Source organism: Shewanella sp. AS16, from assembly GCF_021412365.1.
Taxonomy (GTDB): Bacteria; Pseudomonadota; Gammaproteobacteria; order Enterobacterales; family Shewanellaceae; genus Shewanella; species Shewanella salipaludis.
The window spans coordinates 802,517-828,942 of record NZ_JAKCLK010000001.1; the positions used below are offsets into that span (position 1 = coordinate 802,517).

Annotated in this window: 26 protein-coding genes and 1 other annotated feature; of the genes, 10 read left to right on the forward strand and 16 right to left on the reverse strand. The window is 54.0% G+C overall.

Features of this window, described 5'->3' with window-relative positions; genetic code table 11:
• The first annotated feature begins 133 nt into the window (after positions 1-133).
• The 4 genes from LZP73_RS03560 (at position 134) to LZP73_RS03575 (ending at position 4,498) form a co-directional block, all read left to right on the forward strand.
• Complete coding sequence (locus tag LZP73_RS03560; RefSeq protein ID WP_442800708.1) at positions 134-1,261, forward strand: OmpA family protein; 1,128 nt, start codon at positions 134-136, stop codon at positions 1,259-1,261.
• A gap of 253 nt (positions 1,262-1,514) precedes the next feature.
• Positions 1,515-2,471, forward strand: coding sequence for a transaldolase (gene tal, locus LZP73_RS03565; protein ID WP_234233083.1), 957 nt, complete (start codon positions 1,515-1,517; stop codon positions 2,469-2,471).
• 18 nt (positions 2,472-2,489) lie between these two features.
• Positions 2,490-4,127, forward strand: a complete 1,638-nt coding sequence (pgi, locus tag LZP73_RS03570) for a glucose-6-phosphate isomerase (protein ID WP_234233084.1) — start codon at positions 2,490-2,492, stop codon at positions 4,125-4,127.
• A 185-nt stretch (positions 4,128-4,312) separates the two neighbouring features.
• Positions 4,313-4,498 carry a DUF3545 family protein gene (locus LZP73_RS03575; protein ID WP_169563446.1) on the forward strand — a complete coding sequence of 62 codons (186 nt, stop codon included), beginning with the start codon at positions 4,313-4,315 and terminating at the stop codon, positions 4,496-4,498.
• Positions 4,499-4,558: 60 nt separating this feature from the next.
• On the opposite strand, the gene LZP73_RS03580 is transcribed toward LZP73_RS03575, so the two are convergent.
• The 4 genes from LZP73_RS03580 to thrA all read right to left on the reverse strand — a co-directional run bounded on the left by LZP73_RS03580 (position 4,559) and on the right by thrA (position 10,071).
• Positions 4,559-5,098 (reverse strand): hemerythrin domain-containing protein, encoded by a 540-nt coding sequence (locus LZP73_RS03580; protein WP_234233085.1) that lies wholly within the window; start codon positions 5,096-5,098, stop codon positions 4,559-4,561.
• A 248-nt stretch (positions 5,099-5,346) separates the two neighbouring features.
• The gene (gene thrC, locus LZP73_RS03585) at positions 5,347-6,633 is read right to left on the reverse strand and encodes a threonine synthase (RefSeq protein ID WP_234233086.1); all 1,287 of its coding nucleotides are present in this window, start codon (positions 6,631-6,633) and stop codon (positions 5,347-5,349) included.
• Between the two features lie 37 nt (positions 6,634-6,670).
• Positions 6,671-7,609, reverse strand: coding sequence for a homoserine kinase (thrB, locus tag LZP73_RS03590; protein WP_234233087.1), 939 nt, complete (start codon positions 7,607-7,609; stop codon positions 6,671-6,673).
• Positions 7,606-10,071, reverse strand: coding sequence for a bifunctional aspartate kinase/homoserine dehydrogenase I (gene thrA / locus LZP73_RS03595; RefSeq protein ID WP_234233088.1), 2,466 nt, complete (start codon positions 10,069-10,071; stop codon positions 7,606-7,608). The genes thrB and thrA overlap by 4 nt, the downstream gene beginning before the upstream one ends.
• Before the next feature lie 618 nt (positions 10,072-10,689).
• Here thrA and LZP73_RS03600 point away from each other — a divergent pair.
• Positions 10,690-11,199 carry an FKBP-type peptidyl-prolyl cis-trans isomerase gene (locus LZP73_RS03600; protein WP_234233089.1) on the forward strand — a complete coding sequence of 170 codons (510 nt, stop codon included), beginning with the start codon at positions 10,690-10,692 and terminating at the stop codon, positions 11,197-11,199.
• 117 nt (positions 11,200-11,316) lie between these two features.
• Here the strand turns inward: LZP73_RS03600 and trpR are convergent, their stop codons facing one another.
• Positions 11,317-11,592: a trp operon repressor gene (gene trpR, locus LZP73_RS03605; protein WP_169563452.1), complete on the reverse strand. Its 276-nt coding sequence runs from the start codon at positions 11,590-11,592 to the stop codon at positions 11,317-11,319.
• A 195-nt stretch (positions 11,593-11,787) separates the two neighbouring features.
• On the opposite strand from trpR, the gene LZP73_RS03610 reads away from it, so the two are divergent.
• The gene (locus LZP73_RS03610; protein ID WP_234233090.1) at positions 11,788-12,237 is read left to right on the forward strand and encodes a c-type cytochrome; all 450 of its coding nucleotides are present in this window, start codon (positions 11,788-11,790) and stop codon (positions 12,235-12,237) included.
• 71 nt (positions 12,238-12,308) lie between these two features.
• Here the strand turns inward: LZP73_RS03610 and LZP73_RS03615 are convergent, their stop codons facing one another.
• The gene (locus LZP73_RS03615) at positions 12,309-12,986 is read right to left on the reverse strand and encodes a cytochrome b/b6 domain-containing protein (RefSeq protein ID WP_234233091.1); all 678 of its coding nucleotides are present in this window, start codon (positions 12,984-12,986) and stop codon (positions 12,309-12,311) included.
• 313 nt (positions 12,987-13,299) lie between these two features.
• On the opposite strand from LZP73_RS03615, the gene hpf reads away from it, so the two are divergent.
• Positions 13,300-13,662, forward strand: a complete 363-nt coding sequence (gene hpf / locus LZP73_RS03620) for a ribosome hibernation-promoting factor, HPF/YfiA family (RefSeq protein WP_234233092.1) — start codon at positions 13,300-13,302, stop codon at positions 13,660-13,662.
• A gap of 29 nt (positions 13,663-13,691) precedes the next feature.
• Here hpf and LZP73_RS03625 read toward each other — a convergent pair whose 3' ends face one another.
• Positions 13,692-13,943: a hypothetical protein gene (locus tag LZP73_RS03625; protein WP_234233093.1), complete on the reverse strand. Its 252-nt coding sequence runs from the start codon at positions 13,941-13,943 to the stop codon at positions 13,692-13,694.
• Positions 13,778-13,899 (forward strand) — a sequence feature (Phe leader region). Its footprint overlaps the gene before it by 122 nt.
• Between LZP73_RS03625 and pheA the strand changes: the two genes are divergently transcribed.
• Entirely contained in the window at positions 13,942-15,912 is a 1,971-nt protein-coding gene (pheA, locus tag LZP73_RS03630) for a prephenate dehydratase (protein WP_234233094.1), read from the forward strand. The two genes, LZP73_RS03625 and pheA, sit on opposite strands and share 2 nt — an antisense overlap.
• A gap of 16 nt (positions 15,913-15,928) precedes the next feature.
• Here pheA and LZP73_RS03635 read toward each other — a convergent pair whose 3' ends face one another.
• From LZP73_RS03635 to ffh, 9 genes are all read right to left on the reverse strand, one after another.
• Positions 15,929-17,245, reverse strand: a complete 1,317-nt coding sequence (locus LZP73_RS03635) for a cation:proton antiporter (protein ID WP_234233095.1) — start codon at positions 17,243-17,245, stop codon at positions 15,929-15,931.
• Between the two features lie 46 nt (positions 17,246-17,291).
• Positions 17,292-17,627: a hypothetical protein gene (locus tag LZP73_RS03640; RefSeq protein ID WP_234233096.1), complete on the reverse strand. Its 336-nt coding sequence runs from the start codon at positions 17,625-17,627 to the stop codon at positions 17,292-17,294.
• A gap of 149 nt (positions 17,628-17,776) precedes the next feature.
• A complete protein-coding gene (tyrA, locus tag LZP73_RS03645; protein WP_234233097.1) occupies positions 17,777-18,916 on the reverse strand; it encodes a bifunctional chorismate mutase/prephenate dehydrogenase in 1,140 nt (379 codons plus the stop codon).
• A gap of 95 nt (positions 18,917-19,011) precedes the next feature.
• Positions 19,012-20,103, reverse strand: a complete 1,092-nt coding sequence (locus tag LZP73_RS03650; protein ID WP_234233098.1) for a 3-deoxy-7-phosphoheptulonate synthase — start codon at positions 20,101-20,103, stop codon at positions 19,012-19,014.
• Positions 20,104-20,365: 262 nt separating this feature from the next.
• Positions 20,366-20,719 carry a 50S ribosomal protein L19 gene (gene rplS / locus LZP73_RS03655; RefSeq protein ID WP_169563460.1) on the reverse strand — a complete coding sequence of 118 codons (354 nt, stop codon included), beginning with the start codon at positions 20,717-20,719 and terminating at the stop codon, positions 20,366-20,368.
• A 34-nt stretch (positions 20,720-20,753) separates the two neighbouring features.
• Complete coding sequence (gene trmD / locus LZP73_RS03660) at positions 20,754-21,500, reverse strand: tRNA (guanosine(37)-N1)-methyltransferase TrmD (RefSeq protein WP_169563461.1); 747 nt, start codon at positions 21,498-21,500, stop codon at positions 20,754-20,756.
• 15 nt (positions 21,501-21,515) lie between these two features.
• The gene (gene rimM / locus LZP73_RS03665; RefSeq protein ID WP_169563462.1) at positions 21,516-22,046 is read right to left on the reverse strand and encodes a ribosome maturation factor RimM; all 531 of its coding nucleotides are present in this window, start codon (positions 22,044-22,046) and stop codon (positions 21,516-21,518) included.
• Between the two features lie 20 nt (positions 22,047-22,066).
• A complete protein-coding gene (gene rpsP / locus LZP73_RS03670; RefSeq protein ID WP_169563463.1) occupies positions 22,067-22,318 on the reverse strand; it encodes a 30S ribosomal protein S16 in 252 nt (83 codons plus the stop codon).
• A 217-nt stretch (positions 22,319-22,535) separates the two neighbouring features.
• Complete coding sequence (gene ffh, locus LZP73_RS03675) at positions 22,536-23,909, reverse strand: signal recognition particle protein (protein ID WP_234233099.1); 1,374 nt, start codon at positions 23,907-23,909, stop codon at positions 22,536-22,538.
• A gap of 284 nt (positions 23,910-24,193) precedes the next feature.
• Between ffh and LZP73_RS03680 the strand changes: the two genes are divergently transcribed.
• A complete protein-coding gene (locus LZP73_RS03680) occupies positions 24,194-24,985 on the forward strand; it encodes a cytochrome C assembly family protein (protein WP_234233100.1) in 792 nt (263 codons plus the stop codon).
• 100 nt (positions 24,986-25,085) lie between these two features.
• Positions 25,086-26,363 carry an HlyC/CorC family transporter gene (locus tag LZP73_RS03685; RefSeq protein ID WP_234233101.1) on the forward strand — a complete coding sequence of 426 codons (1,278 nt, stop codon included), beginning with the start codon at positions 25,086-25,088 and terminating at the stop codon, positions 26,361-26,363.
• Positions 26,364-26,426 lie beyond the last annotated feature (63 nt).

Consider the following 26,426-nt stretch of genomic DNA (forward strand, 5'->3'; position numbering starts at 1 on the left):
CCGTCGAGTGGCAAAATGCATCAACTCAATAGATAATTATGCCGGCTGGCGACTAAATCTAAGGATCCCCACACTAAGGGCCAGCGGTGTTTTGCAGCAAGTTGCAGAGCAGAAATGGCGGAGCAATATGATAATGGACTTGGAGATTATGATGAAGAATACCTTAAGAGCAGTACTGCTTTCCTCACTCTTGCCCCTCGCGGCACACGCATCTCAAGAACTCAGCCCTTGGTATCTGGGCGCAGGTGTTGGCGTCAACAATTACGAGCCTAACTGCGATCAAAAAACCATGAAAGTATGCGGTGAAGATGACCCTTATGCCTGGGACATATTTGCCGGTTATTTATTCAACGACTACCTGGGTGTTGAATTAGGCTACAGAGATCTGGGCAGAGCTGAATGGACCGACTACAGCGATAAATTCAACGATGTGGGTGTCAAAGGCCCGACCCTGGGTTTGGTTGGCTTCTGGCCATTGGCCAATCGCTGGAGCCTATCGGCCGAAGCGGGTGCCATCAACTACCTCATATACAATGACAAGGCTCATGGCAGTGAGTATTACAGTGACACAGATATTGCCCCCTACTATGGCGCCGGCGTAGGCTACAACTTTACCGACAACCTGAAGTTGCAGGCCAAGTACCGCCGCTATGAAGGCCTGGATGAAAACAAGTGGGACACCCTGGAGATGGACAGCAACTACTGGGGCCTGGAACTGAGTTACCGTTTCGGCCACAAGGCCATGGCCGCCCCCGTTGCTCCGGCGCCAGCCCCTGTCGTCATGGCACCAATAGACACAGATAAAGACGGCGTGACAGATGATATGGATCTCTGCCCTGACACGCCCATGGGTCATAAGGTTGACGGCAAGGGTTGCTCCCTCTATTCGGAGATGACCCACAATCTGGCTATCGATGCCAAGTTCGGCAATGACTCTGCTGTGGTGAAAAGCGATTCCTATGCCGAAGTTGAGAAACTGGCCAACTTCATGAAGCGTTTCCCCCATACCCAGGTCAAGATCGAGGGTCATGCTTCCAATGTGGGCGCAGCCGACTACAACATGATGCTGTCGCAGAAACGTGCCGATGCCGTCGCCAAGATCCTGACCGACAAGTACGGCATAGAGCCGAGCCGGGTCACGACGCAAGGCTATGGGGTCACCCGACCTCTGATACAGGGGCGTTCCGCGGCCGCGAACGCGGCTAACCGCCGGATTGAAGCGCAGATCACAGTGAAAGAGACTGCCCCTCTGACCAAATAATGAGGTTCAACCCAGGCCTTGAAGTCGCTGCCCTGCAGCGGCTTTTTTCATTTTTGGGCCGGCTGCGGCAGATTAGAAATTATGCCCTACAGGGCGTACACTCAGGTTAGAAGCTATCCAAGCCACAAATTGACCTCATTCAATCATTTTTGTAATTTTTTTACATTCAAGGTTGGAAAAGTCGATAAAATCGCTTCTAATACCCACAAGCAAATTATCGAGCTTAGGCTGTTACTTGAGAAGGATGTTTTCCATGGCTACTACATTAGAGCAACTCAAATCCCTGACGACCATCGTTGCGGATACCGGCGATATCGAAGCCATCAAACGCTATCAACCAGAAGATGCCACGACCAATCCGTCACTCATTTTAAAAGCGGCCCAAATACCTGAATACTCGGCACTCATTGATGATGCTATCGCCTGGGCTCAATCCCAGAGTCAAGAGCTGGCACAACAACTCGAAGATGCCGGCGACAAACTTGCCGTCAACATAGGCGTGGAAATTCTCAAGTTGGTGCCGGGACGTATCTCGACCGAAGTCGATGCTCGCCTTTCTTTCGATAAAACCGCTTCGATAGCGAAAGCCCACAAATTGATCAAGTTATATCAAGATGCCGGGATAGATAAGTCACGCATTCTGATCAAGTTAGCCTCTACCTGGGAAGGCATATGTGCCGCCAAAGAGCTGGAGAAAGATGGCATTAACTGCAACCTTACCCTGTTATTCAGCTTTGCCCAGGCCCGTGCCTGCGCCGAAGCCGGGGTTTATCTTATCTCGCCGTTCGTCGGCCGCATCCTGGATTGGTACAAGAAAGACACTGGCCTGGACTATAGCTCAGCCGAAGATCCTGGTGTGGTTTCCGTGACTGAGATTTATAACTTCTACAAACGTCACGGCTATCACACAGTCGTCATGGGCGCCAGCTTCCGTAACATAGGCGAGATCATCGAACTGGCCGGCTGTGACCGTCTGACGATAGGCCCTGCACTGCTCGAAGAACTGGCCAATAGCGATATTAACATAACGCAAAAACTCACCCCGGCCACTGAGACCGTCGCCCCGGGTGCCCAGCTGACCGAAGCCGAATTCCGCTGGGAATTCAACCAAGATCCTATGGCGGTAGACAAGCTGGCCGAAGGCATTCGCAATTTTGCCTTGGATCAGGGCAAGCTCGAGGTTATGTTAACCGCCAAGTTAACCCAATAACACAGCTAGGACGGCAGAATGACGCAATTGACTGAAAGTTCCATCTGGCAGGCTTTGGCCAAACACAGCCTGCAATTACCTCATATGAGGGAAATGTTTGCCAAGGACTCTCAAAGATTCGAGGCCATGTCCTTGTCGGCCTGTGGCCTGTTTCTGGATTACTCCAAGAATAGGGCGACGACCGAGACCTTGGAGTTATTATTCAAGCTGGCCGAAGAGACTGAACTCAAAGATAAAATTTGCGCCATGTTTGCCGGCGAGCTCATCAACACCACAGAACGGCGTGCCGTGCTGCATACGGCACTCAGGGCCGATGCCGACCAGGAGATCCAGGCCGAAGGCCGGGACATAGTGCCTGAGGTGCAGCAAACGCTGGCCAAGATGGAGGCTTTCGTCGACTCGGTAGTCTCGGGACAATGGCGCGGCTATACGGGCAAAGCCATTACCGATATCGTCAGTATCGGCATAGGCGGCTCCTTCCTCGGCCCCAAGATCATCTCCCAGGGACTGCGGCCATACTGGAATACCGGCTTGGCGTGCCATTTCGTCGCCAACGTCGATGGCACTGCCATCAGCGAGAAGCTGAAGCTGCTCAATCCGGAAACCACGCTCTTTGTGATGTCATCCAAGTCCTTCGGCACTCAGGAAACCCTGACAAATACCTTGTCCGCCAGGGCTTGGTTCCTGGAACAGGGCGGTTCGCAGTCGGAAGTGGCCAAGCACTTCGTCGCCGTGACCTCCAATGTCACCAAGGCGACAGAGTTTGGTATTGCCGCAGATAACATCTTCCCCATGTGGGACTGGGTCGGCGGACGCTATTCTCTCTGGTCGGCCATAGGCTTGCCTATCGCGCTCCTGGTTGGCATGGATAACTTCCGGGCCTTGCTGCGCGGCGCCCATGAGATGGATGAACATTTCGCCAAGGCACCGCTGAAAGAAAACATGCCAGTCATCATGGGGTTACTCTCCTTATGGTACGGTAACTTTTTCAATGCCCAATCACATGTGGTCTTGACTTACGATCACTACCTGAGGGGATTGCCCGCCTACTTCCAGCAGCTGGATATGGAGAGCAACGGCAAGTCGGTCACGCTCGATGGCACCCGGGTCGACTACAGCACTGGCCCCGTGATCTGGGGCGGCGAAGGTACCAACGGCCAACATGCCTATCACCAGTTGCTGCATCAAGGCACTGCCTTGATCCCGGCCGACTTCATCATGCCGTTGAATAGCCATAATCCTCTGGGCGAACATCATGCCCAGTTGGCGTCCAATTGCTTCGGCCAGACCCAGGCACTGATGCAGGGGCGCACCTTGGATGAAGCCATGGCGGAACTGGCGGGGGCGCAACTGAGCGATGAAGAAAAGCTGCTGATAGCCAAGCATAAGGTCATGCCGGGCAACAAACCCAGCAACACCCTGCTGATGGACAAGCTCACTCCGCAAACCCTGGGGGCGCTGATAGCACTGTATGAGCATAGAACCTTAGTTCAAGGTGCCATCTGGCAGATCAACTCCTTCGATCAATGGGGTGTGGAACTGGGTAAAAATCTCGGTAACGACGTACTGGCGCGCATAGGTGCACCTCAGGCGGCGACAGAACTGGACGCCTCCAGCAATGGGCTGATCAACTTGTACCGTCAGCGGCAGATTTAGCCAAATAGATAAAGACCGGCCCTGGCCGGTCTTTTCATTTCCCCCTGCTTTCCATGGCCTCCAGACTCCCCCGACATCATCTAAATGTCACTCCAATTTAACACAATTGAAACATAATTCTTGCACCCTGTTTTGTAAATATGTTATTTAACTGATGACAAAAAATACAAAGACAGGAGGTTGCCATGGATCGCTTAGATTATGGTTGTGCGCTAGATGAAGTCATTGAAAGGCCCGGACGTTCACGAAGCTCCAACAAGAAACGCAAATGGCGTGAGATAGAAGCGTTAAAGGATAAACGCCGTCTACTCAAAGAGCTTCAGGACATAGATAATAATTTTGACTGTGATCTCGATGCTATCCTCTTATAGAGGTATCAGGCAACGGCCTGATTATCGATGAAAGGAGCGCCAAGGGCGCTCTTTTTATTCTTACTCTGCATTCAGCAGATAATCCCTGAGCTCCTCGAACACCTGCTTGTCGTTGTCGCTGAAGAGAGGATCATCCACCAGCCTCTGCATAGATGACGCCGAGATATCCGCCCAGTCCTGCGCATTCAAGTGTTCAGAAAATAACGGGAAAATCTCTGTTTCTTCAAACGCCATATGGCGCCTTTGCAGTGCGACATAATTTTGTAAGTCGGCGATCAACTTATCTCTGGCCACCACCACATCACTCAAGATCAAATTCAGACTCGCCATCAGTACGCTGGAGGCCTCAAACAAGCGTTTATGCTCGGCAGCCAACTGCTCGGTTTCCACCGCCGCCGACACCTTATTCAGATAATATTCATAGATGATCTCTTCCAGGGGATGATGACTATGCTCGACATAGACTTGCATATACTCGAGGATGTCGCGGATCAGGTTGAAGTTAACCGCCTCGCCATCGGCAAGCCTCATGCATTTTTTTTCTAATAAGCTTACCAAAATCCCTATATGCTTATGATCATTGATTAGCCTCTGCAACATAATCACCCCACAAAAAAACCATCTAAGCCCGATGCCTTAATAGTAGTCAAACGAACTATTAATGCCCAATATGCCAAAAGGCAGCTGCCGGCGATATGCTGTGGGTCACAGAAAGTGCCGGCAGGCTCGCAAGTTATCCAAGTGATGCCGAACAGGAAGGCGAACGGGGGAGGCATCACCTCCCCACTGCTAACTATGATGGCCGCGCGCCCAAGGCGCTAATGAGCCGCGCTAAAGCCTGCCGGGCACTAGCGTGACAAGCAGGCGAACATGTGGGCCTTGAGCGCAGCAAAATCGGCATCGAGCCGCGCCGATAGCGACGGCTTTTGCGCCACCGCCGCCAGCTCAGGCGGCAGGGGTAAATCCAGTCGCAACTCCCGGTCCACCACGTCCTTGAATTTTGCCGGATGCGCGGTACCGAGAAAGATCCCCTGTTCGGCGGCGTCCAGGCTCAGCGACAAAGCCCTGGCGGCGATGGCCGCATGTGGCTCAGACAGGTAACCGTCGTCATGCAAGCGGGCCAGCGCCTGCGACGTTTCGGCCTCGGACAAGGCGACGCCCGTAATGTCGGTTAACGGCCAGCCCAGCTGCGCGCAGATGGCTTCGACCCGCGGCCAATTGCTCGGCTCGGAAACGTCCATGGCATTGGACATGGTCGCCACCGTCGTCTCGGGTAACCAGTCCCCGCTCTTCAGGTAACGTGGCACTGTGTCGTTGCTGTTGGTGGCGGCAACGAAGCGTTTTATCGGCAGGCCCATGGCCTTGGCAAACAAGCCAGCTGTCAGGTTGCCGAAATTACCGCTGGGTACGGCAACCACAGGCTCGGCAAATCCCAGGGCTTGCGCCTGGGCAACCGCCTCGAAGTAATAACATACCTGCGCCAGCAGGCGGCTGATGTTGATCGAATTGGCCGAATTCAGATGCAGGCCTTCGCGTATGTCCTCGTCGTCGAAGGCCTGTTTCACCAGGTGCTGGCAGGCATCGAAGTCGGATGCGACCGCCACAGTATGTATGTTGCCGCCTAGGGTGGAGAACATCTTTTCCTGCAACAGGCTGATCTTACCCTCGGGATACAGCACCATCACCTTCACCTTCTCCAGCCCGAAGAAGGCATCGGCCACGGCGGCTCCCGTGTCGCCCGAGGTCGCAGTCAATATGGTCAACACCTTGTCGCCGGCGAGCCGGTTGATGCACTGGGCCATGAAACGGGCACCAAAATCCTTGAAGGCCAGAGTCGGGCCATGGAAGAGCTCCAGACAGGCGCGCCGCTCATCCACCCTGACCAGGGGCAAGGGGAAATTGAACGCTCCTTCAACCAAGGCATCCACCGCCGGCTGCCCCAGCTCTGACGCCAGCCAGGCCCCGAGCACTTTCTTGCTGCGCTCGACGAAAGGCAATGCCAGCAGGCTAGCCATGTCTTCCAGTACAGGGATCTCGGTCGGGAAGAAGAGCCCCCTATCCTTGCCCAACCCCAATTGTACCGCTTCACTGAAACTCACCCGCTGTTGCGGGTGTTTTAAGTTATATAACTGCATCTTATTGTATCCTTTGTCTTATTCCGATAATCGAGACTCAATCCACCCTGCGGGCACCCTGTTTATCCAAGCGGCATATGTGGCTGAAACCGCCTGGGCCGGACAGGTAATGCTGCTCGAGCCAGTCCCTGGCCGCCTGTGCCGTCGCCAGCTTGTCGGTGACAGAAAACAGCGTAGGACCGCTGCCGGAAATCCCGGTCGTCAGCATGCCGAGCTCCGCCAAACCCTCCCTCGCCTGGCGATAACCGGGAATGGCATCCGCACGATAGGGTTCGGCCAACACATCCTTGAGCATCTCGATGGCCAGCGCCGCATCCTGTTTATAGGAGGCATGCACGAAGGCGCTCAGGTAACGGCCAAAATCTATCGCGACGCTCCTGTCATAGTGTTCCGGCAACAGGGCCCGCATCTTGGCCGTCGACAGGGAAATCCCCGGATAGGCCAGCACCCAATACCAGTCATCGAAGCCTGGAATGGTGTCACACACCCTTCCAGGCACATTCAACATGAGTTGCATGCCGCCCAAATAGCAGGGCGCGACATTATCAAAATGCACCGAGCCGCTGATCTTGCCTTCGAACTCGCCCATCAACAGCAACAGCTGTTGTTGCGAATAAGGCTCGTCGAAATACAGGTTGAGGGCGTACAGGGCCGCCACGACCGAGCTGGCGCTGGATCCCAGGCCACTGCCCACCGGCAGGTTCTTCTCCAGCGTCAAGGCCAGGCCGACCGAGGGTTTCCCCAGGGCCTCAAGAAAGAAACTGGCGCACTGGTAGACGATATTCTGTTGTTGGGACTCGGGCAGCTTATGGGCCCAGGGACCGGTCAACGTCAGCTTGACCCCGGAAGGCGCCGCCTCGATGAAGACTCTGTCCCCCAGCAGACTGCCGTCGAGCGGTGCCAGGGCGGCCCCGAGCAGATCGAAGCCGACACCGACATTTCCCATGGAGGCGGGGGCGTATACCTTAATGCTCATAGGCTCACCTCGCGGGTCCAGTTCAAAGTCCTGAGCACATCGGCGAAGGCTCCGGCGGCGGTCACCTCGGTGCCGGCGCCATAGCCACGCAATACGAAAGGCAATGGCTGATAATAGCGACTGTAAAATGCCAAGGCATTCTCGCCCCCCTTGACGCTATAGAGAGGATCTGCGGCATCGACCTCGACGATACGCACCCGGCAGCACCCCTCTTCTATCTGGCCGACATAGCGCAGCAGCTTGCCTTCGGCCTTAGCGGCAGCGACGCGCATCGCCATGGCGTTGTCCAGTTGCGGCAGCCTTGCCATGAAAGCGTCGACATCACCCGAGGCATCGAAGTCCAGTGGCAACACAGACTCCACCTCCACATCATCCAGCTCGAGCTGCAACCCCACTTCCCGCGCCAGGATCAACACCTTGCGGGCCACATCCATGCCACAGAGATCGTCCCTGGGATCGGGCTCGGTGAAACACTTGTCCCTGGCAATGGCCGTCGCCTGCGACAGTGTCATCCCTTCATCCAGCATGCCGAAGATAAACGACAGGGAGCCGGACAATATGCCGTTGAACTGATGTAACTTATCGCCGGCAAACAACAGCTTCTTGAGGTTGTCTATGACAGGAAGGCCGGCACCTACCGTCGTCTCATACAGAAACTGGCGCCTTTGTTTCAGTGCCGTCTGGCGCAATGCCTGATAATAGCCAAAGTCACGGGTGTTGGCTTTCTTGTTGGGGGTCACCACATGCAGGCCAGCGTTCAGTACCTCGAGGTAACCGTCTGCAACCAGGCTGCTGGAGGTGCAATCGACCAGCACGGGATTGAGCAGCTGCTGCTCCCTGGCCCATGCCAGCATCAGCTTCAGATCATTGGCCTGCTGACTGTCGGCAAGCAAGGACTGCCAACGATTCAAATCTATGCCGGCACTGTCGAGCAACATGGTGCGTGAATTGGCTATGCCGCACACCCGCATGCAGATGTGCTGTGCCTTGAGCATCTGGGCCTGCTGTTTGATCTGTTCCAGCAGCCCGGTGCCTACGTTGCCACAGCCGACCAGGAATACGTCCAGATATTGCAGCACATCGAAGAACCCCTGATGGCAGGCGCCTATGGCATGCTTGGTCTTACGCTGCTCTATCACAGCCGAGATGGAGCGTTCGGAGGATCCCTGGGCGATGGCGATGATATTCACACTCGCCTGGGCCAGTGATTGGAAGAACTTGGCGGCAACCCCCTTATGGGTACGCATGCCATCGCCTATCAGCGACACTATCGCCAGCTCATGGCGGCATTCTATCCGTTCTATGAGCTCACTCTTTATTTCCAACTCGAACTCTTGTTCCAGTGCCCATTTGACCTTGGCGGCATCCTGGGTCGCCACACAGAAGCTGATGCTGTACTCGGATGAACTTTGGGTGATGAGGGATACGGATACCCCGCTGTGGGAAATGGCTGCCAGGGTACGGCTGGCCATGCCCACCATGCCCTTCATCCCGGGGCCCGAGATATCGAACATGCTCTGGCTGTCGAGATTGGAGATGGCCTTGACCTGCAACCCTGTCTCATCCGGCTGACTGGAGACCAGGGTGCCGGGCGCCTCTGGGTTGAAACTGTTCTTGATATAACAGGGAATGTGGTACTGGGCTATGGGGGTGATGGTCTTGGGGTGCAACACCTTGGCGCCGAAATAAGATAACTCCATCGCCTCCTGGTAGCTCAACTGGGTCAGCAGCTTGGCATCGGCCACCACCCTGGGATCTGTGTTATACACTCCGTCGACGTCGGTCCAGATCTCACAGCTGCTGGCATCGAGACAGGCGGCCAACACAGCCGCAGAATAATCTGAGCCGTTGCGCCCCAGGGTCACCACCTGACCATCGACATTGGCGGCGGTGAAACCCGGCATCACCCATACCCGCTTCTCATCCAGCGACAAGAGGCTGAACCTGGGTTTGCTGATGGCGATATCGACTATCGATTCCAGTGGCTTGCCATGGGCCAGGAATAAACGCCTGGGATCGAGCTGCCCGGCGGTGACCCCCTTAGCCTGCAGCACTTGCTCCATCAGGGCTGCCGACAGGCGTTCCCCGGCAACCACTATCTCGGCGCGTACATTATCCGGGCAGACCCCGAGCAAGCTGACGCCATGTAACTTGTCGCGCCAGATGTCGAGCTGGGCGGCAAGCTCCGCCGACAAATGATGGCTCTGGGCCTCGGACAGGAGTGCCGCCGCCTCCTGAAACAAGCCGGTGAATACTTGTTCGACCCGAGACAGCACAGCCAGATAGTCCCCGGCGGCAACGGCGACGTCGGCCATGTCCAGCAAGGCATTGGTCACAGTTGCCGGTGCCGACAAGACGGTGGCGACAGATTCATCCTTAGCGGACTGGGCCACTATCTCCGCCGCCATCAGGAATCGCTGCCAGTTGGCGAGCGAGGTACCACCAAACTTCATCACTTTCATCTTCATTCTCCTTAGTACCGCACCCGCTAAGAAACAAAAAAGCCCGCTTCTTGGTGGGAAGCGGGCTTGTAGTTTAATTCTTTCAGGGTGTAATCAGCCCGCCCCCACTTTGATAATAGTGGTGGTTGTAATAATGGTGGTTACAACTGGGCTGAGATTAGGCATTTGGCTGCGCTTAATTAACTTTGATTGCTTGGTAAACAGAATTGCCTTTTTTGTCTGTCCTTGTCAAGCCCGGAAAGCGAGTTATACATGAGGAATAATAAAGATGTTCGTCTATCCAGGTATTTTCCTCAGTTTTTGCAGGCAATTTTTGCATTTAATGCAAAACAACAGGGCTTACGTAAAGGTAACCCTGGGTACCACGCCAAAGTTAAAACTATTAAAATTCAAATGGTTAAAACAATCATTGATATGCAGCCATCGGAATTTTGTGCCTGAGTGCTATTTGTTACCTATTTCTTTGCCAAGGGGATGAATTCAGATGTTTCGCCCACGACAGGCAGCCTGCAACCCCCCTGTGCATGAATGATGCAAAAGGCAATTTGTCCACAACAGATCATCGCCAACGGCATAAAAGCACGTTACTATGCGCCCACATTCAGCTCTGGAGGCAATATGAAAATCACTCAACATAGCGCGGTAACCCTTCATTACCGTTTAACCGATGATCAAGGCAGACTGCTCGAAAGCTCTTTCGATGCCGAGCCTATGCAGTACATACACGGCACCGAAAACCTGATCCCGGGTCTCGAAGCCGCGCTGGACGGTAAAGCCAAGGGGGATACCCTGGACGTGACTATCGCCGCAGCCGAAGCCTATGGTGAGTATCATGAAGGTCTGCGCCAGGAAGTGCCAGTTGAAGCCTTCGGCGACATCGAAGACATAGTCCCTGGCATGCGTTTCATCGCCGAGACAGAGATGGGCCAACGCCCGGTTCAAGTACTTGAAGTCAAAGATGATCTAGTCGTTGTCGACGGCAACCATCCGCTGGCCGGTCAGGCATTGAGTTTCAGTCTGGAGATCATAGATGTCCGTGAAGCCAGTGCCGACGAACTGGCCCATGGTCATGTCCACGCCCCAGGCGGTTGTGGCAGCCATGGTCATGATCATGATGGACACGAATAAAGACTGCTTGCCACAGTGAGTCCCGAGATGACCCGGGGTGCCACTGTCACCTTAGCGTAAAAAAAACGCGGCGCCGGCTCGGGCCGCGGTTTTGAAGCATTAACTACCTTGGCTTGACTAGGAGATCAAACCCTTGATCTTCTCCCTATGCTCAACCGACATATGCTTCAGATAATTAGAGCAGCGGGTGATGGTGGCTATGCTCACCTGATATTCGGCTGCAATTTGCCGCTGGCTCAAGTCCCCACTGAGCAGGAGTTGAAACACTTTCAGTCGCCCAGCGATGGCACTGCGCTCCTCTTCTGTGAGTAACAATTGGAACAGGGCGATGAGTTCATCATGTTCGGCATGACTCAAGACTTTCTCTAATACTAATTCCCAATTTGCCCGCATGTCGCCTTTCTCCGGTACTGTTACAGCATTACATTCGCCAGTTTAACAAAACGGCTGCCAACACAAAACCTCTTATCCGAGCCGCCGTGGCTTTACACACAATCAGTGACAAAATAGCTTCTAGTACACGGAGTTAATATGTGTAGAATGGACTGGCAATGTCACTCATATGCCTTATTGAACAGTGGAAAACAGATGAAAAAGAGACTATTAATCTTAATCGCCAGCACAGCATTGACTGCCGGCGCCCAAGCCAATGATTTCAAAAATACCGATGCCGCCATTCATTACCGTCAGTCGGCATTCGACTTAATCGCCCATAACTTCGGTGACATGGGTGCCATGCTCAAGGGTAAGAAAGCCTTCGATGCCGATACCTTCACCATGCGGGCAACCCATGTTGCGGCATTGGCGAAAATGCCCTTCGAAGGTTTCGTTGCAGGTTCAGATCAGGGCGATACCGACGCATTGGCAAAAATTTGGCAGGACAGAGCGGATTTTGATGCCAAGATGAGCCGCTTCCAGGAAAATGCCGCCAAGCTGGCACTCGTTGCCCAACAAGGCGAAAAGATGGCTATCAAACAAGCCTTCATGGAAACAGGCAAAAGCTGCAAGGGCTGCCACGATAGCTACAAGAAAGACTGATAAGCCGGAGCCTCAAACACCTCCAAAGCCTGCACTCAGATGCAGGCTTTTTTGTGGCTGTTATTGATGGCTCACAAACTCTGGAGCACGGGTCGCATCAGGGTAACAAATACCAGACTCCCCAAGATGCTCAACAGGGCTATCGCGACCAACACAGAAGTAAATCTGAGCCGGGGATCGCCACTCCCGCTATGCTTCTTATAACCACTCACCATGGCCCACACCAGCTTATCTCCCTTAAACCAATGCAATGCCACGGCGGCTAGGTGTATTGCAGCCAGCCCAAGGATGAGTAAGAAATTTTGCTTATGCAGCCAAGTCAGGGAGGATGCCGTCTCGGCACTCACCCAGGAATACAGGGGGCCCTCGGTAAAGATCTCATCTGTGGCGAACAGGCCAGTGGCCAACTGCAGGCTCAGGGTGAAAATAAGCATCAGCACCATATAGCCCCCCAGGGGATTATGACCCAAGGTCGCTGGCAGCTCCCCCCCGCGGCCGGACTTAAGGTAGTCTATTACCCTCTTGGGGCCGTGAACAAACTGTTTGAATCTGGCGGTGTCACTGCCCACAAATCCCCAGAGGATCCGAAAACCAATAAAAACCAACAGGGTATAAGCCAGAAGTTGGTGCCACTGCATTTCCCCCGCATCGGCGCTCCACCAGAGGCCAACCAGCAGCAACACCATACCCCAGTGGAAGACGCGGGTCGGAAGATCCCATACCTTGATCTTAATCTCTTTCGCACTCATATATTGGCTCTCATCGACACCACCTACAGCGGTTTTGTGGTCTATACTCATCGAAGGCAGTTTATATGAAAGCTTACGGCAGGCAATGTTTCTATGGGGTAAATTTAAGTAAAGGTGGCAGGGTTATCCACTCGAATATGCGCTGCTTTCAAGCCGATAACAAGACCTTTGCTTCGTTTTTCAGCCGAAAATGTCTAAGTGTTCAAATATGCGCCTAACAGTCTGGAGGGAGCCGGAAAATGTGATTTAAATCACATTATGCAAGACTAAGCTTGATAGTCTGAACACAGGGAAACAATAGAAGGTTCGACATATGATAAAAATCACAAGCAAACAACTTGAAGTCACCACCCCTATTCGTGAGCGTGTAGAGAGCCGATTTGACAAGCTGGCACGTCACCAGATCCACTTGATCAACCCTCATGTCATCATCAACCAGGAGAAAAGCGTTTTTAAGATTGAAGCCTCTGTCGGTGTTCCAAACGGAGAGTTGTTCGCCCAGGCGAAGCATGACAATCTCTATGCCGCAATTACGGCGGTGGGACAAAAGCTGGAGAAACAGCTAAATCGCCTGATCCACAAGCCTGAAGCTCAACGCCATATTTCACTGGAAACTGAGCCTGAAATACTCGGCACTGACTTCGATGAACAGTATGAGGAGGTATACGCAGCTTGATGTTATATTCAATGTTCAACCGGCGCACCTTAGGGTGCGCTTTTTATTGAATAAGCGCCAAGTTGAGCAAGTTTCCATTGACAGCGCAGGAGCCGCGCTTTAGCTTTAATGGCATGAATAGTCTGAGCCCGGCCTTTTTTACTTTCTTTTTTATTCCCCCCTCGGATGGCGGCGGATTTTCGGTGTAAAAACGAAAGTGAAAAATCCAAAGCCTCCCAAATGGGAGGCTTTTTTGTCTGTAGCCATGACAGGTACCCCCAGAGTAACAATGAGGTCAGCATGCCCAATCCACAACCGTTAAACCAGACCCGAGAACAGATCACCGCATTGGACAAAGATCTCTTGGCCTTACTGGCAAAACGCCGCAGTCTCAGCCTGGAAGTGGCCCGCAGCAAGGAAGTCGATGTGCGACCCATCAGGGATACTCAAAGAGAGAAAGATCTGCTTGCCCGCTTGGTGCAACAGGGCAAGGCCCAGGGGCTGGATGCCCATTTCGTGCTGTCGCTCTATCAAAGCATAATAGAAGACTCAGTGCTCAATCAGCAGGCCTATCTCCATGGCAGGGCCAATCCCGATACCCAAAAACCCGCCTATTGCATCGCGTATCTCGGCGCCAGGGGCTCCTACTCCTACCTGGCCGCGACCCGTTATTGCCAACGGCGTCAGGTCGAGATGCAGGATCTGGGCTGCAAGAGTTTCGATGACATAGTGCAGGCCGTCGAGCTGGGGCATGCCGACTATGGTTTCCTGCCGATCGAAAACACCTCCTCCGGCTCCATCAATGAAGTCTACGACGTGCTGCAACACACCAGCCTGTCCATAGTAGGGGAAACCACCATAGAGGTTGGTCATTGCCTGCTGGCAAAAGCTGGCACCAGTCTCAGTGAGATCAAAACTGTGTATGCCCATCCCCAGCCCATCAGCCAATGCAGCCGCTACCTTAGCCAACACCCTGAGTTCAAGCTGGAATACTGCTCCAGCAGTGCCGAAGCCATGGAACGTGTGGCTCAGGCCGATGACAAGAGTGTCGCCGCCATAGGCAGCGTAGAGGGCGGCAACTTGTATCGGCTCGAAGCCATAGAGGACAAGCTGGCGAACCAAAAAGTCAATCAGAGCCGTTTCATCGTCGTCGCCCGCAAGGCGGCAGACGTGCCGGAACAGCTGCCGGCCAAGACGACGCTCATCATGGCAACGGGTCAGAAACCGGGCGCCCTGGTCGAAGCCCTGTTGGTACTCAAGGCGCAGGATTTGAATATGAGCAAGCTCGAATCCCGGCCGATCCCCGGCACCCCATGGGAAGAGATGTTCTACCTGGATATAGATGCCAACCTCGCAGGTGATGCCATGCAGGCGGCGCTGAAGCAACTCGAGCGGATAACCCGTTTCATCAAGGTGCTGGGGTGTTATCCAAGCGAAACCGTTAAGCCAACCCAACTGAATAACAGCCAGTTACTGATCGAACCCCAATCCCAGCTCGAGAAAACCGCAGCTGAAGCGCCGCAGACGGCCCTGCTCAGGTACAGCAAACACTACAAGCCCCAGGCAACCGAGATCAGCCGGGGCCCATTGCAACTGGGCACGGGTCAGTTTGCCGCCATAGCACAGCTGAAATTACCCATAGAAGCGGCCGAATTAGAGCAGTTGGCCAAGACGGTGAAGGCATGCGGTTTTCAAGCCATGATAATCGACGGCCTTAGCCGCCAGAGTGAACCCAGCCAGAGTCTGGCCAACATAAGACACAGGCTCAATCAGTTCGATCTCTGCTGCATACTGACAGTCGAGCATGAGTCTGAATTGACTGCGGCGAGCCAGGAAGCCGATATCCTGCTGCTAAGCGGTAAGCTGATGTTCAATCAGGCATTGCTGATGCGTGCCGGCTCCCTGCCTATTCCCCTGATCCTGGAAAGAAATGCCCTGGCGAGTGCTGAGGATTACCTGGCGGCGACAGAAACCATCTTAAGCCAAGGCAACCAACAGCTTATCTTATGCGAGGCCGGCATCAATACCTTTAACAACGCCAGCCACCCGTCGCTGGACCTGGCCAGTGTCGTCAGCCTCAAGGCCGACAGCCACTTACCTGTGCTGGTTAACCCCAGCCATCTCGTCTCGCCACAGGCCCTGCCGGCGCAGGCCCTCGCCATAAAGCGGCTCGATGCCGACGGCATCATACTCAGTCTCGACGCCTTGGGAGGCACAGACAAGGACAGCCTGGCGTCACTCGCTGGCTTGGTCGAGGCGCTGTACCGCTAGTCCCCGCCAGCTGGCCTCATGACATCTCCTTGAGGCCAGGTGACGGACGTGCCTGCGCAGCAACAGGCATAACCCTGTTGCTGCGCTTGATCAAGCCGGGAATGGTCGAGCCCTGCACCAAGATGGAGAAAAGCACCACTGCATAGGTCATCACCAGCAGCAGATCCCGCACACTCAGCTCACTGGCCGCGCTCAGGGTCGTGCCTTCGGGCAGACTCATGGCCATGGCGATCGCCAGCCCCCCCCTCAGCCCACCCCAGATAAGAATACCCTCGGCATAGGGGTTATAGGATTTAAACAGCCGAAAGCCCAGATAGGGCAAGAGCACGCTCACAGTCCTGGCAAATAAGACCAATGGGATAGCCGTCAACACGAACCACCATAGTTCAGTGTCGAAGTGCACCAACAGGAGAATTAACCCCAGCAGCAAAAATAACAGATCATTGAAGAAGGCTTGGATCAGTGACCAGAACACCCCGAGCTTCAGCCGCTCGAAGTGACTGAAGTATTTGGGGATACACACATTGCCTATCAGTATGCCGGCACTCACCATGGCCAGGGGACCTGACACACCCAGGGTCTCGGCAAACACATAACCCGCCGTGGGTATGGACAGGGTGATCAGCATCAGCTGGGCATCGTCCTCACAGAGCCGAAACAGCAGATACAGGGCGCCGGCGAGCAATGCCCCATAGAGGATACCGCCCAGGGCCTCCCGCAGGAACAGGCTCCCCACATCGGCCAAGGTCAAAGGTTCGGTCGAGAAGGCCAATTGAAAAATAGACACGAAGATCACCAGGCCGATACCGTCATTGAACAGGGACTCTCCCTCGACCTGAATGGCGATATCCTCGGGAGCCCCCAACTTCTTGATGATGGCCAGCACGGCTATGGGATCCGTCGGGGAAATCAAGGCACCAAACAGGAGGCAATGGCTCAGTTGCAATGGCAGTCCCAGCCAGGGGGCTATCCAGTACAGCACACCGCCGACCACACAAGTGGAGATCCCTGTGCTCAACAGGGAGAGAGTCAAGATCTCCCACTTCTGATGGCGCAACACCTTCAAGCGTATCTGCAAGGCACCGGCAAACAGCAGGAAACCTAGCATGCCCTTGAGCAGCACGGCATCGAAGTCCAGTTGCTGCAATCCCTGAACCAGGGGGGCATAGATGTCATCGCCCAGGCCCTTGCCCACCAACAGGACCAACAGGCTCAGGCAGAGGGAAAAGGCGGTGATGGCCACTGTCTCTTGTAATCTATGCAGGTGTGAAGAAATGAGCGAGGTGGTCAACGCCAGCGTCGCCAACAAACAGAGTATCTGGTAGCTTGTCATCTAAGGTCTCAAAAATCCTTTAATAATGAGACTCTAACATAGATAACTAGATTTCCAAGCCGTCGAGCAACGACAACCAGCCTTTGAGCAACCGATAGCAAAACCAGCCCAGGGCCATCAGGTAGATCAGCAGACTGAGCCAGAGTTGAGGTAACCAATACCCCAAGGCCAGCAACAGGAACAGACCTATGTTCGCCTGGCGCTGCCAGCGCAAATGCGACGCCAACAGGGGGCTCAGTTCCTCCTGTTTCTGGGTCAGATTGATCAACAGACTCAGGAGTACGGGAATAAGCAGCAGCGGAAATCCACTCATAAGCCCATACAATAAATGGCCTAAACTGCGGTCTTCCAGTTGCGCATCATAACCTGTTGTCGATGTCATTCGCATACTCCAGCCGGCTCAAAAGGCGCCGGGATTAACGCTCCAGACAAAGCCCACCCCGGCTCTTTAACCTTACTTTCTAGCCTAAAAAAGCGCAATGCAGCGGCACAAAAAATCATCGGAGACGCTCTGCAGCCCAGTAGAAACGGTTAGCTGCACTTCATGTCATTGACAGATTGCAGCATGACCCGACTCTCCTGCTGAAATTGCGGCGCGAAATCACCGAACCATAGGGCGACACGACGAAACTGGGCGATGAACTCTTCCCTGTTGCCCATCTTGAGCAATTCGAGGGCCTCGCGGTAATTATCCAGGTAGTCACAGATCACCTGCTCACTGCCCTGCTGGGCGAAGATGATGTCGGCATAGAGTTCCGGGCTCTGGGCAAAGAGACGCCCGACCATGGCCAGCTCCAGCCGGTAGATGGGCGAGCTGAATTGCAACAGGCTGTCTATATCCGCCGCCTCCTTATACAGATTCAGTCCATAGACGAAGGTGGAAAAATGCCGCATCGCCTGCACCAACTGCATGGCATCATCGTGTCGCTTAGGCTCGGCTTCCACTACCCTGGCCCCCCAGATCTCTATCTGCTGCAACAACCACAGGTAAGCCTGTCGCTGACGGCCATGACAGACGACCACCACCTGCTTGGCGAGACTGCCGACATCCGGGCCAAACATGGGATGCAGGCCGACAACGGGCCCCCCATGCGCCGCCAGCATGGCCTGCATAGGCGCTTCCTTGATGGACGTCAGATCGGCCAGGATGCAGTCCTCAGGTAAGTGAGTCAGTTTTTCCCGGATAAGCTCACAGGTCACAGAAATGGGCACTGTGACCAACACCAGACCGGCTCCCGCGAACAGGCCCGGCGCCCGCTGCCAATCGTCTTTATCCAGCGTCTCTACCCGATAGCCGGACAGACTCAGCATTTGACCGAATAGTCGCCCGAGCTGGCCTTCGCCGCCCACTATGACTACCTGTCCCAGATCCGGCTTGATTTGCTTGAAACCGACATCTTTCTCGTTCAGATAAGACTCGCGCATCAGACGCCGCAATATATCTTCGATCAGCTGCGGCGCGACCCCCATGGCGCCGGCTTCCTCACGGCGTTTGGCCAACATGGCCGCTTCGCGTTGCGGTGCATAGATAGGCAGGCCGGCGGCATGCTTGACCGCGCCGACCCTGGCGACCAGATCCAGGCGCTTGCGCAGCAGTCGCAACAACTCCTGATCTACACCATCGATAAGGCCGCGCAGCTGCTCCAGCTCAGCCGTGGTTTTCTCATTCATCACAGACATCTCTCATGTTCAATTCTTCCCTGCCCAGCAGCGCATGGCCAGGCTGGCACACAGCCGGACTCGGCTCACTATGACTCACTACAATATCAGGCATTGGCCAGGCGCACCCTGTCGAAACGCGTCGGTAACCCCCAGCTCAATTGGGCGGCGCCCCGGCGCAGCAGAGCCTCGGTTGTTGCCCAATCTATGCAGGCATCCGTCACAGAGACGCCGTAAGCGAGTTCACCGAGCGGCCTGTCGCAGCTCTGACTCCCCTCGTTGAGGTGGCTCTCGAGCATCACGCCTATGATGGACTTGTTGCCCTGGGCTATCTGCTGGAAGACATCTTCACAGACGCCTGTCTGACGCCGGTGATCTTTGGATGAATTGCCATGGCTGCAATCTATGATGAGCCTGGCGTTGAGCCCGGCCTTATGCAACTGGGTCTCACACTCGGCAACACTGGCAACATCATAGTTAGGGGTAGCGCCACCACGCAAGATCACATGGCCGTCCGGGTTACCTGCCGTCTGCAGCAGGGCGACCTGGCCTTGCTGGTTGATGCCCATGAATCTGTGGCTGCTGGCGGCCGACTTCAGCGCATTGATGGCCACCTCCAGCTTGCCGTCGGTACCGTTCTTGAAGCCAACAGGCATGGACAGGCCAGAAGCCATCTCCCTATGGGTCTGGGATTCTGTGGTACGGGCGCCAATCGCCGACCAGGTAACCAATTCGGATATGTACTGAGGGCTGATGGGATCCAATGCCTCGGTCGCCACCGGCAGTTCCAGCTCGGCCAACCAGAGCATCAGCTCACGCGCCATCTTGAGCCCCTTCTCCACATCGAAAGACTCGTCCATGTCGGGATCGTTGATCATGCCCTTCCAGCCCACTGTGGTGCGGGGTTTCTCGAAATAGACCCGCATCAAGATGTAGAAATCATCCTTGAGTTCGTCATGGAGCCGCTTCAGTTTGAGGGCATACTCCTTGGCGGCCTTTATGTCATGGATAGAACAAGGCCCCGTGATGACCAATACCCTTTTATCTCGCTTATGGACTATGTCCGCCACGGTTTGCCTGGCATCGAGAATATATTGATAAGCATGCGCCGACAAAGGTAATTCCCGCTTGAGCTCTTCCGGGGTGATCAACACCTTTTCCGAACTGATATGCACATTGTTGATGGTATCTTGTTGCATGCTATCCGCCTGTTCTGTCCGTTCAATTAGCCATTCAATTAGCCAGAGGTGCCAACGCCTGGTCATAGTGCCAACGTCTAGTAATAGTGCCAATGCACCATTGCCGCAATGGCGTAATGCTACAGCGTTACATCGAGGAGCTACTATGCCTTGTCCGGACAGGGAGATCAAGCCTTAAGTCATTTTTCAGGGCAAACAAAAACCCGCCACTAGGGCGGGTTGATGTGCGAACACTGCGTCTTTTTTTCTGTAGCTGTAACTATTACTTAGTTGCCAGCTTCTCACGGATACGTGCAGACTTACCTGAACGATCACGCAGATAGTACAGCTTGGCGCGACGAACGCGGCCACGACGCTTAACTTCAATGCTTGAGATCAGTGGGCTGTGCGTTTGGAATGCACGCTCAACACCTTCACCATTAGAGATTTTACGCACTGTGAATGCAGAATGCAGACCGCGGTTACGCTTAGCGATAACCACACCTTCAAACGCCTGCAGACGCTCTTTTTCACCTTCTTTAACACGAACCTGAACCACTACTGTATCACCAGCACCGAAAGCAGGTACGTCTGTTTTCATTTGCTCATCGTTGAGCATTTTAATGATGTTGTTCATAACTTACTCCATTCTAGTATTAACTGAGCTACGACTAAGGACGCTTGTCCGTTGTTTCAACAAACTGCGCTAATAGAGTCGCTTGTTCGTCAGTCAGAGCTAGATTTTCAAATAATTCCGGTCGTCGCAGAAAAGTCCTACCTAGGCTTTGCTGTAGACGCCAGAGTCTAATTTGTTCGTGGTTGCCACTCAACAAGACTGCCGGTACAGCTAATCCATCCAGGCTTTCGGGGCGAGTATAGTGGGGACAATCCAGTAAACCGTCAGAGAAGGAGTCCTGCTCTGCCGAAGCTTGTTTTCCCAGCACGCCGGGAACCAACCTGGATACCGAATCAATCAGAGTCATGGCAGGTAGTTCGCCGCCCGAGAGCACGTAATCACCTATCGACCACTCTTCATCCACTTCAGTTTGTATGATGCGCTCATCGATACCTTCGTAACGACCACACACCAACACCAAACTGGGTGATTCTGCCAGTTCAGCAACGCCACGCTGAGTCAGCTTGCGTCCCTGAGGAGACAGATAAATCACTTTCGCACCTTCGCCTGCCGCAGCCTTAGCCGCGTGAATGGCGTCGCGTAACGGTTGCACCATCATCAACATACCCGGACCACCGCCGTAAGGGCGATCATCCACAGTGTTATGCCTATCATGGGTGAAATCACGGGGATTCCACGTGTGCAACTCAAGCAGACCGTTTTTCACGGCACGACCCGTAACACCAAAGTCTGTAACGGCACGAAACATCTCTGGAAACAGGGTAACTACCCCTAACCACATATGTTATACCTCGACTTAGAAGTCAGGATCCCAATCCACTGTTATCTGTTTACCTTGCAGATCCACCTTGACGATGAATTGCTCGGTGACAAAGGGGATCATACGTTCCGCTTTGCCGAAGCCATCTTTTTCGTTGGCCTTAACCAGTAACACGTCGTTCGATCCTGTTTCCACGATCTGATCGACTATGCCCATGTTATAGCCATTAGTATTCACCACTTCACAACCTATGAGATCGCGCCAGTAGAACTCGTCTTCCGGCAGATCATTCATTTGCTGTGGCAGTATGCCAATCTCACAATTAGTGAGCATTTGCGCCTGCTCGCGAGTGTCGACCCCTTCGAGTGCGGCCACGACAGCCTTACCCTGGAAACGCCACTGAGTGACTTTAACTTCACGCCATTCGCCCTGCTCTTTTATCAACCAGGGTGAATAGTCAAAAATACCTTCAACAGAATCGGTATAGGCGGTGATTTTCAACCAACCTTTAATGCCGTGACAGGAGCCTAATTTGCCCAGTACAACTGGCTGTTGGTTACTGCTCATCAATCTATACCTTAACGCTATTAAGCAGCAGCTTTACGCGCGTCTTTGATCAGTTTCGCTACGCGATCTGATGTTGCTGCACCTGTGGCAACCCAGTGCTCAACGCGATCCAGGTCTAAACGCAGAGTTTCTTCCTGGCCACGGGCCAGTGGGTTGAAGAAACCAACACGCTCAATGAAACGACCGTCACGAGCGTTACGGCTGTCAGCAACAACGATGTTGTAAAATGGACGCTTTTTTGCGCCGCCACGAGCTAAACGAATGGTAACCATGCGTTTTCAATCCTCTAATGATTTGCCTGAAGCAAAAATAAAAACTGGAACCCCGTGTTCGCGAAGAGTCCCAGTAGAAAGCCGGAAGATTTTACCTGACTTTCCACCGAATGCAACCAAATCTGGCGATTATTAAGGCTGCGGCCACTTGGCATCTCGGATGAAAATCGGGAACAACCGACTGATAGCCAATAAAATTGTCTATCCCTTGGCCGAATTAACGTCCGGGTAATTTCATTCCCGGTGGCATCATGCCACGCATACCGCGCATCATTTTCTGCATCCCACCCTTGGCAGACATTTTTTTCATCATCTTCTGCATCTGGGTGAATTGCTTCAGCAGGCGGTTAACATCCTGGATCTGGGTGCCGGAACCGGCGGCGATGCGACGCTTGCGCGAGCCCTTGATCAGATCCGGATTCTTGCGTTCCTTGGCCGTCATGGAGTTGATGATGGCCTCCATCTGGCCGGTCATCTTGCCATCCTGTACCTGCGCCAGGGCTTCCGGAGGCAGTTGACCGACACCGGGCAATTTTTCCAGCATGTTCATCATGCCACCCATGTTCTTCATCTGCTGCAGCTGTTCACGGAAATCTTCCAGATCGAAACTGCCGCCTTGCTTGACCTTGGACGCCAGCTTCAGCGCCTTTTCCTTGTCTACGCCGCGTTCGACTTCTTCGATGAGCGACAAGACGTCACCCATGCCCAGGATCCGCGAAGCGATACGGTCCGGATGGAACGGCTCCAGGGCATCTGTCTTCTCGCCCACACCGAGGAACTTAATCGGCTTGCCCGTGATATGGCGAATAGACAAGGCCGCACCGCCGCGGGCGTCACCGTCGACCTTGGTGAGTATCACACCTGTCAGTGGCAATGCTTCGTTGAAGGCCTTGGCGGTATTGGCCGCATCCTGACCCGTCATGGCATCGACCACGAACAGGGTTTCTATCGGGTTAACCACCTGGTGCAGATGCTTGATCTCTTCCATCATGGCTTCGTCGACGTGCAGACGGCCGGCGGTATCGAGCAGCACCACATCGATGAACTTGAGCTTGGCGTGCGCTATGGCCGCCTTGGCGATATCCACTGGCTTCTGGCTGACATCGGATGGGAAGAATTCGACTTCGACTTCCCCCGCCAGGGTCTCCAGCTGTTTGATCGCCGCCGGACGGTAGACGTCGGCACTGACCACAAGCACGGACTTCTTATGCCTGGTACGCAGGAATTTCCCCAGTTTGGCCACACTTGTGGTCTTACCGGCACCTTGCAGACCGGCCATCATGATCACCGCCGGCGGCTGGGCGGCAAGATCCAACGCTTCGTTGGCCTCGCCCATGGATTTTTCCAGTTCACTCTGGACTATCTTGATGAAGGCCTGACCAGGACTCAGGCTCTTTGAGACTTCCTGCCCAACGGCTCTTTCCTTGACGCTGTTGACGAATTCCCGCACCACAGGCAGGGCGACATCCGCCTCCAGCAGCGCCATACGCACTTCGCGCAGGGTTTCCTTAACATTTTCTTCAGTTAAGCGACCACGGCCACTGATATTTTTCAGCGTGCGTGACAATCTGTCGGTTAGGTTCTCAAACATGGTCCTGTTCTATACCCTTAAGAATTTACATTATTGGCCTGTATTATAGCGATGCCTGCATATTATGCTACTGCCGCGCCGCACTTGTGCCAGTATGCACCCGGGCGCCGATCCTGGAGCATTTTTCACCTGAGCGTAAATAATTTAGAGTTAAGCGTCAGAATCTGTTAAATTTTGCAATCCAGGTCACCGCCCGCTACCCGGGGGACATGTTAGTCTGGCAATTGACATGGATGAACTCGTTTTCACGGTCACATACAAACAACACGATAGGTTAATTACAGATGGTCATTTTTTCTGCCGCAGCCATGTTTTTTTACTGCATCGCCTTGGTATTAGTGACGAGTCGCCTGTTTCATGCCCAGGGGCCCAATCGCGGTGCCGTCGCCATTTTTGCCGCCATAGGGGTGCTGCTGCATGGCGCCGCCTTATCCCAGGCGATCATGACGACAGACGGCCAGAATTTCAGCCTGACCAATGTCATCTCCCTGGTCAACTGGATCATCGCCTTTACCTTTACCGTGCTGATATTTCGCATCCGCGTCATCGTCTTGATGCCGGTGATCTACGCCTGCTCGGTGATTTCCGTGGCGCTCCTGTGGTTGCTGCCTCCGGAATTTATCACCCATTTCGAACTCTACCCCAAGGTGCTGGTGCATGTGGTCCTGTCCCTGATGGCCTACAGTGCCCTGATGATCGCCGCACTCTACGCCATTCAGTTGGCCTTGATCCAAAACAAGCTGAAGAATAAAAAGACCCTGGTCCTGAGCCCGGCCATGCCTCCACTGATGACGGTCGAAAAGCAGTTATACCACCTGGTCATCATAGGGGTGGTCCTCCTGAGCCTGTCGCTGGTCACAGGATTCATTTTCCTCGACGATATGTTTGCCGGCGGTACGGCCCATAAGGCGGTGTTATCGATCATCGCCTGGTTTGTCTATATTGCCATGCTGTGGCAACACTACCGGGTGGGCTGCAAGATGCGCACCGCGGTCATTTATACCCTGACGGGAGCCGGCTTGCTGACACTGGCTTATTTCGGCGCCAGAATTGTCAAAGAATTAATATTATCTTAACCTTATAGCCTGTCGGTTGAAGGCCGGACCTTCGACCGCCAGTTCCTTATTCTAACTTGTCGGCACGGACGCAAGCTTGCCGGCTATAACGGAGCCCTTTTTGGACGCGATATCGACAAGCGCACTCCTCATATTCCTGTTGGTGTTAATCTTAATCTCTGCCTATTTTTCCGGCTCAGAAACCGCCATGATGACACTCAATCGCTATCGGCTGCGTCACCTGGCCTCCAACGGCCATAAGGGTGCCCTGAGAGCGATCAAACTGCTCGAGCGCCCGGACAGACTCATAGGGCTGATCCTCATAGGCAACAACCTGGTCAACATCCTGGCCTCCGCCGTAGCCACCATCATAGGCATCCGCCTCTGGGGTGATGTGGGGGTCGCGATCGCTACCGGCGTGTTAACCATGGTGGTGTTGATATTTGCCGAAGTCACCCCCAAGACGGTCGCGGCGCTGCATCCGGAGCGCATCGCCTTCCCATCCAGCATACTCTTGTATTGGCTGCTGGTGTTGTTGTCGCCGCTGGTCAAGACGGTCAACTTCATCACCTCGATGTTTCTGCGCCTGCTCGGCATCAAGAACGTGCGCAGCGACGATGCCCTGAGCCAGGAAGAGCTGCGCACTGTGGTACACGAGGCCGGCGCCCTGATCCCCCAACGACATCAGGAGATGCTGCTGTCGATTCTGGATCTGGAGAAGGTCACGGTCGAAGACATCATGGTGCCGCGCTCGGACATCTACGCCATCAACATGAATGATGACTTCAAAAATATCAATAGGTTGGTAGTGCAAAGCCCCCATACCCGGGTCTTGGTCTACCGGGATAACATAGACGATGTCGTCGGCTTCATTCACCTGCGCGACGCCCTGCGACTGCAATCCAAGGAACAGTTCAGCAAGTCTTCCTTGCTGCGGGCGGTGAAGGAGCTGTATTTCGTTCCCGAAGGTACCCCGCTCAATGTGCAGCTGGCCAACTTCCAGCAGAATAAGCAGCGCATCGGTCTGGTGGTCGACGAGTACGGTGACATTCAGGGGCTGGTGACACTGGAAGACATTCTCGAGGAAATCGTCGGCGACTTCACCACCTCAATGCTGACCACCGCCAGCGAAGACATCAATGTGCAGCAGGATGGCAGCTATCTGATCGATGCCAGCATCAACATTCGCGATCTGAATAAGGAAATGAAATGGGACTTTCCTACCGACGGTCCCAAGACACTCAATGGCCTCATTCTCGAATACCTGGAAGAGATCCCTGCCCCGAACACCAGCCTGAGATTGGCGGGTTACCCGATAGAAATCGTCGACGTCGCCGACAATATGATCAAGACGGTACGTGTGATGCCCCAATATTATCAGCCGCCGGGCACCCACTAGCCCTTTGGGCTCACTTGTCCGAGCATAGTCCAAGGCAGCTGAAATCTAAGGCATCTGAGTCCA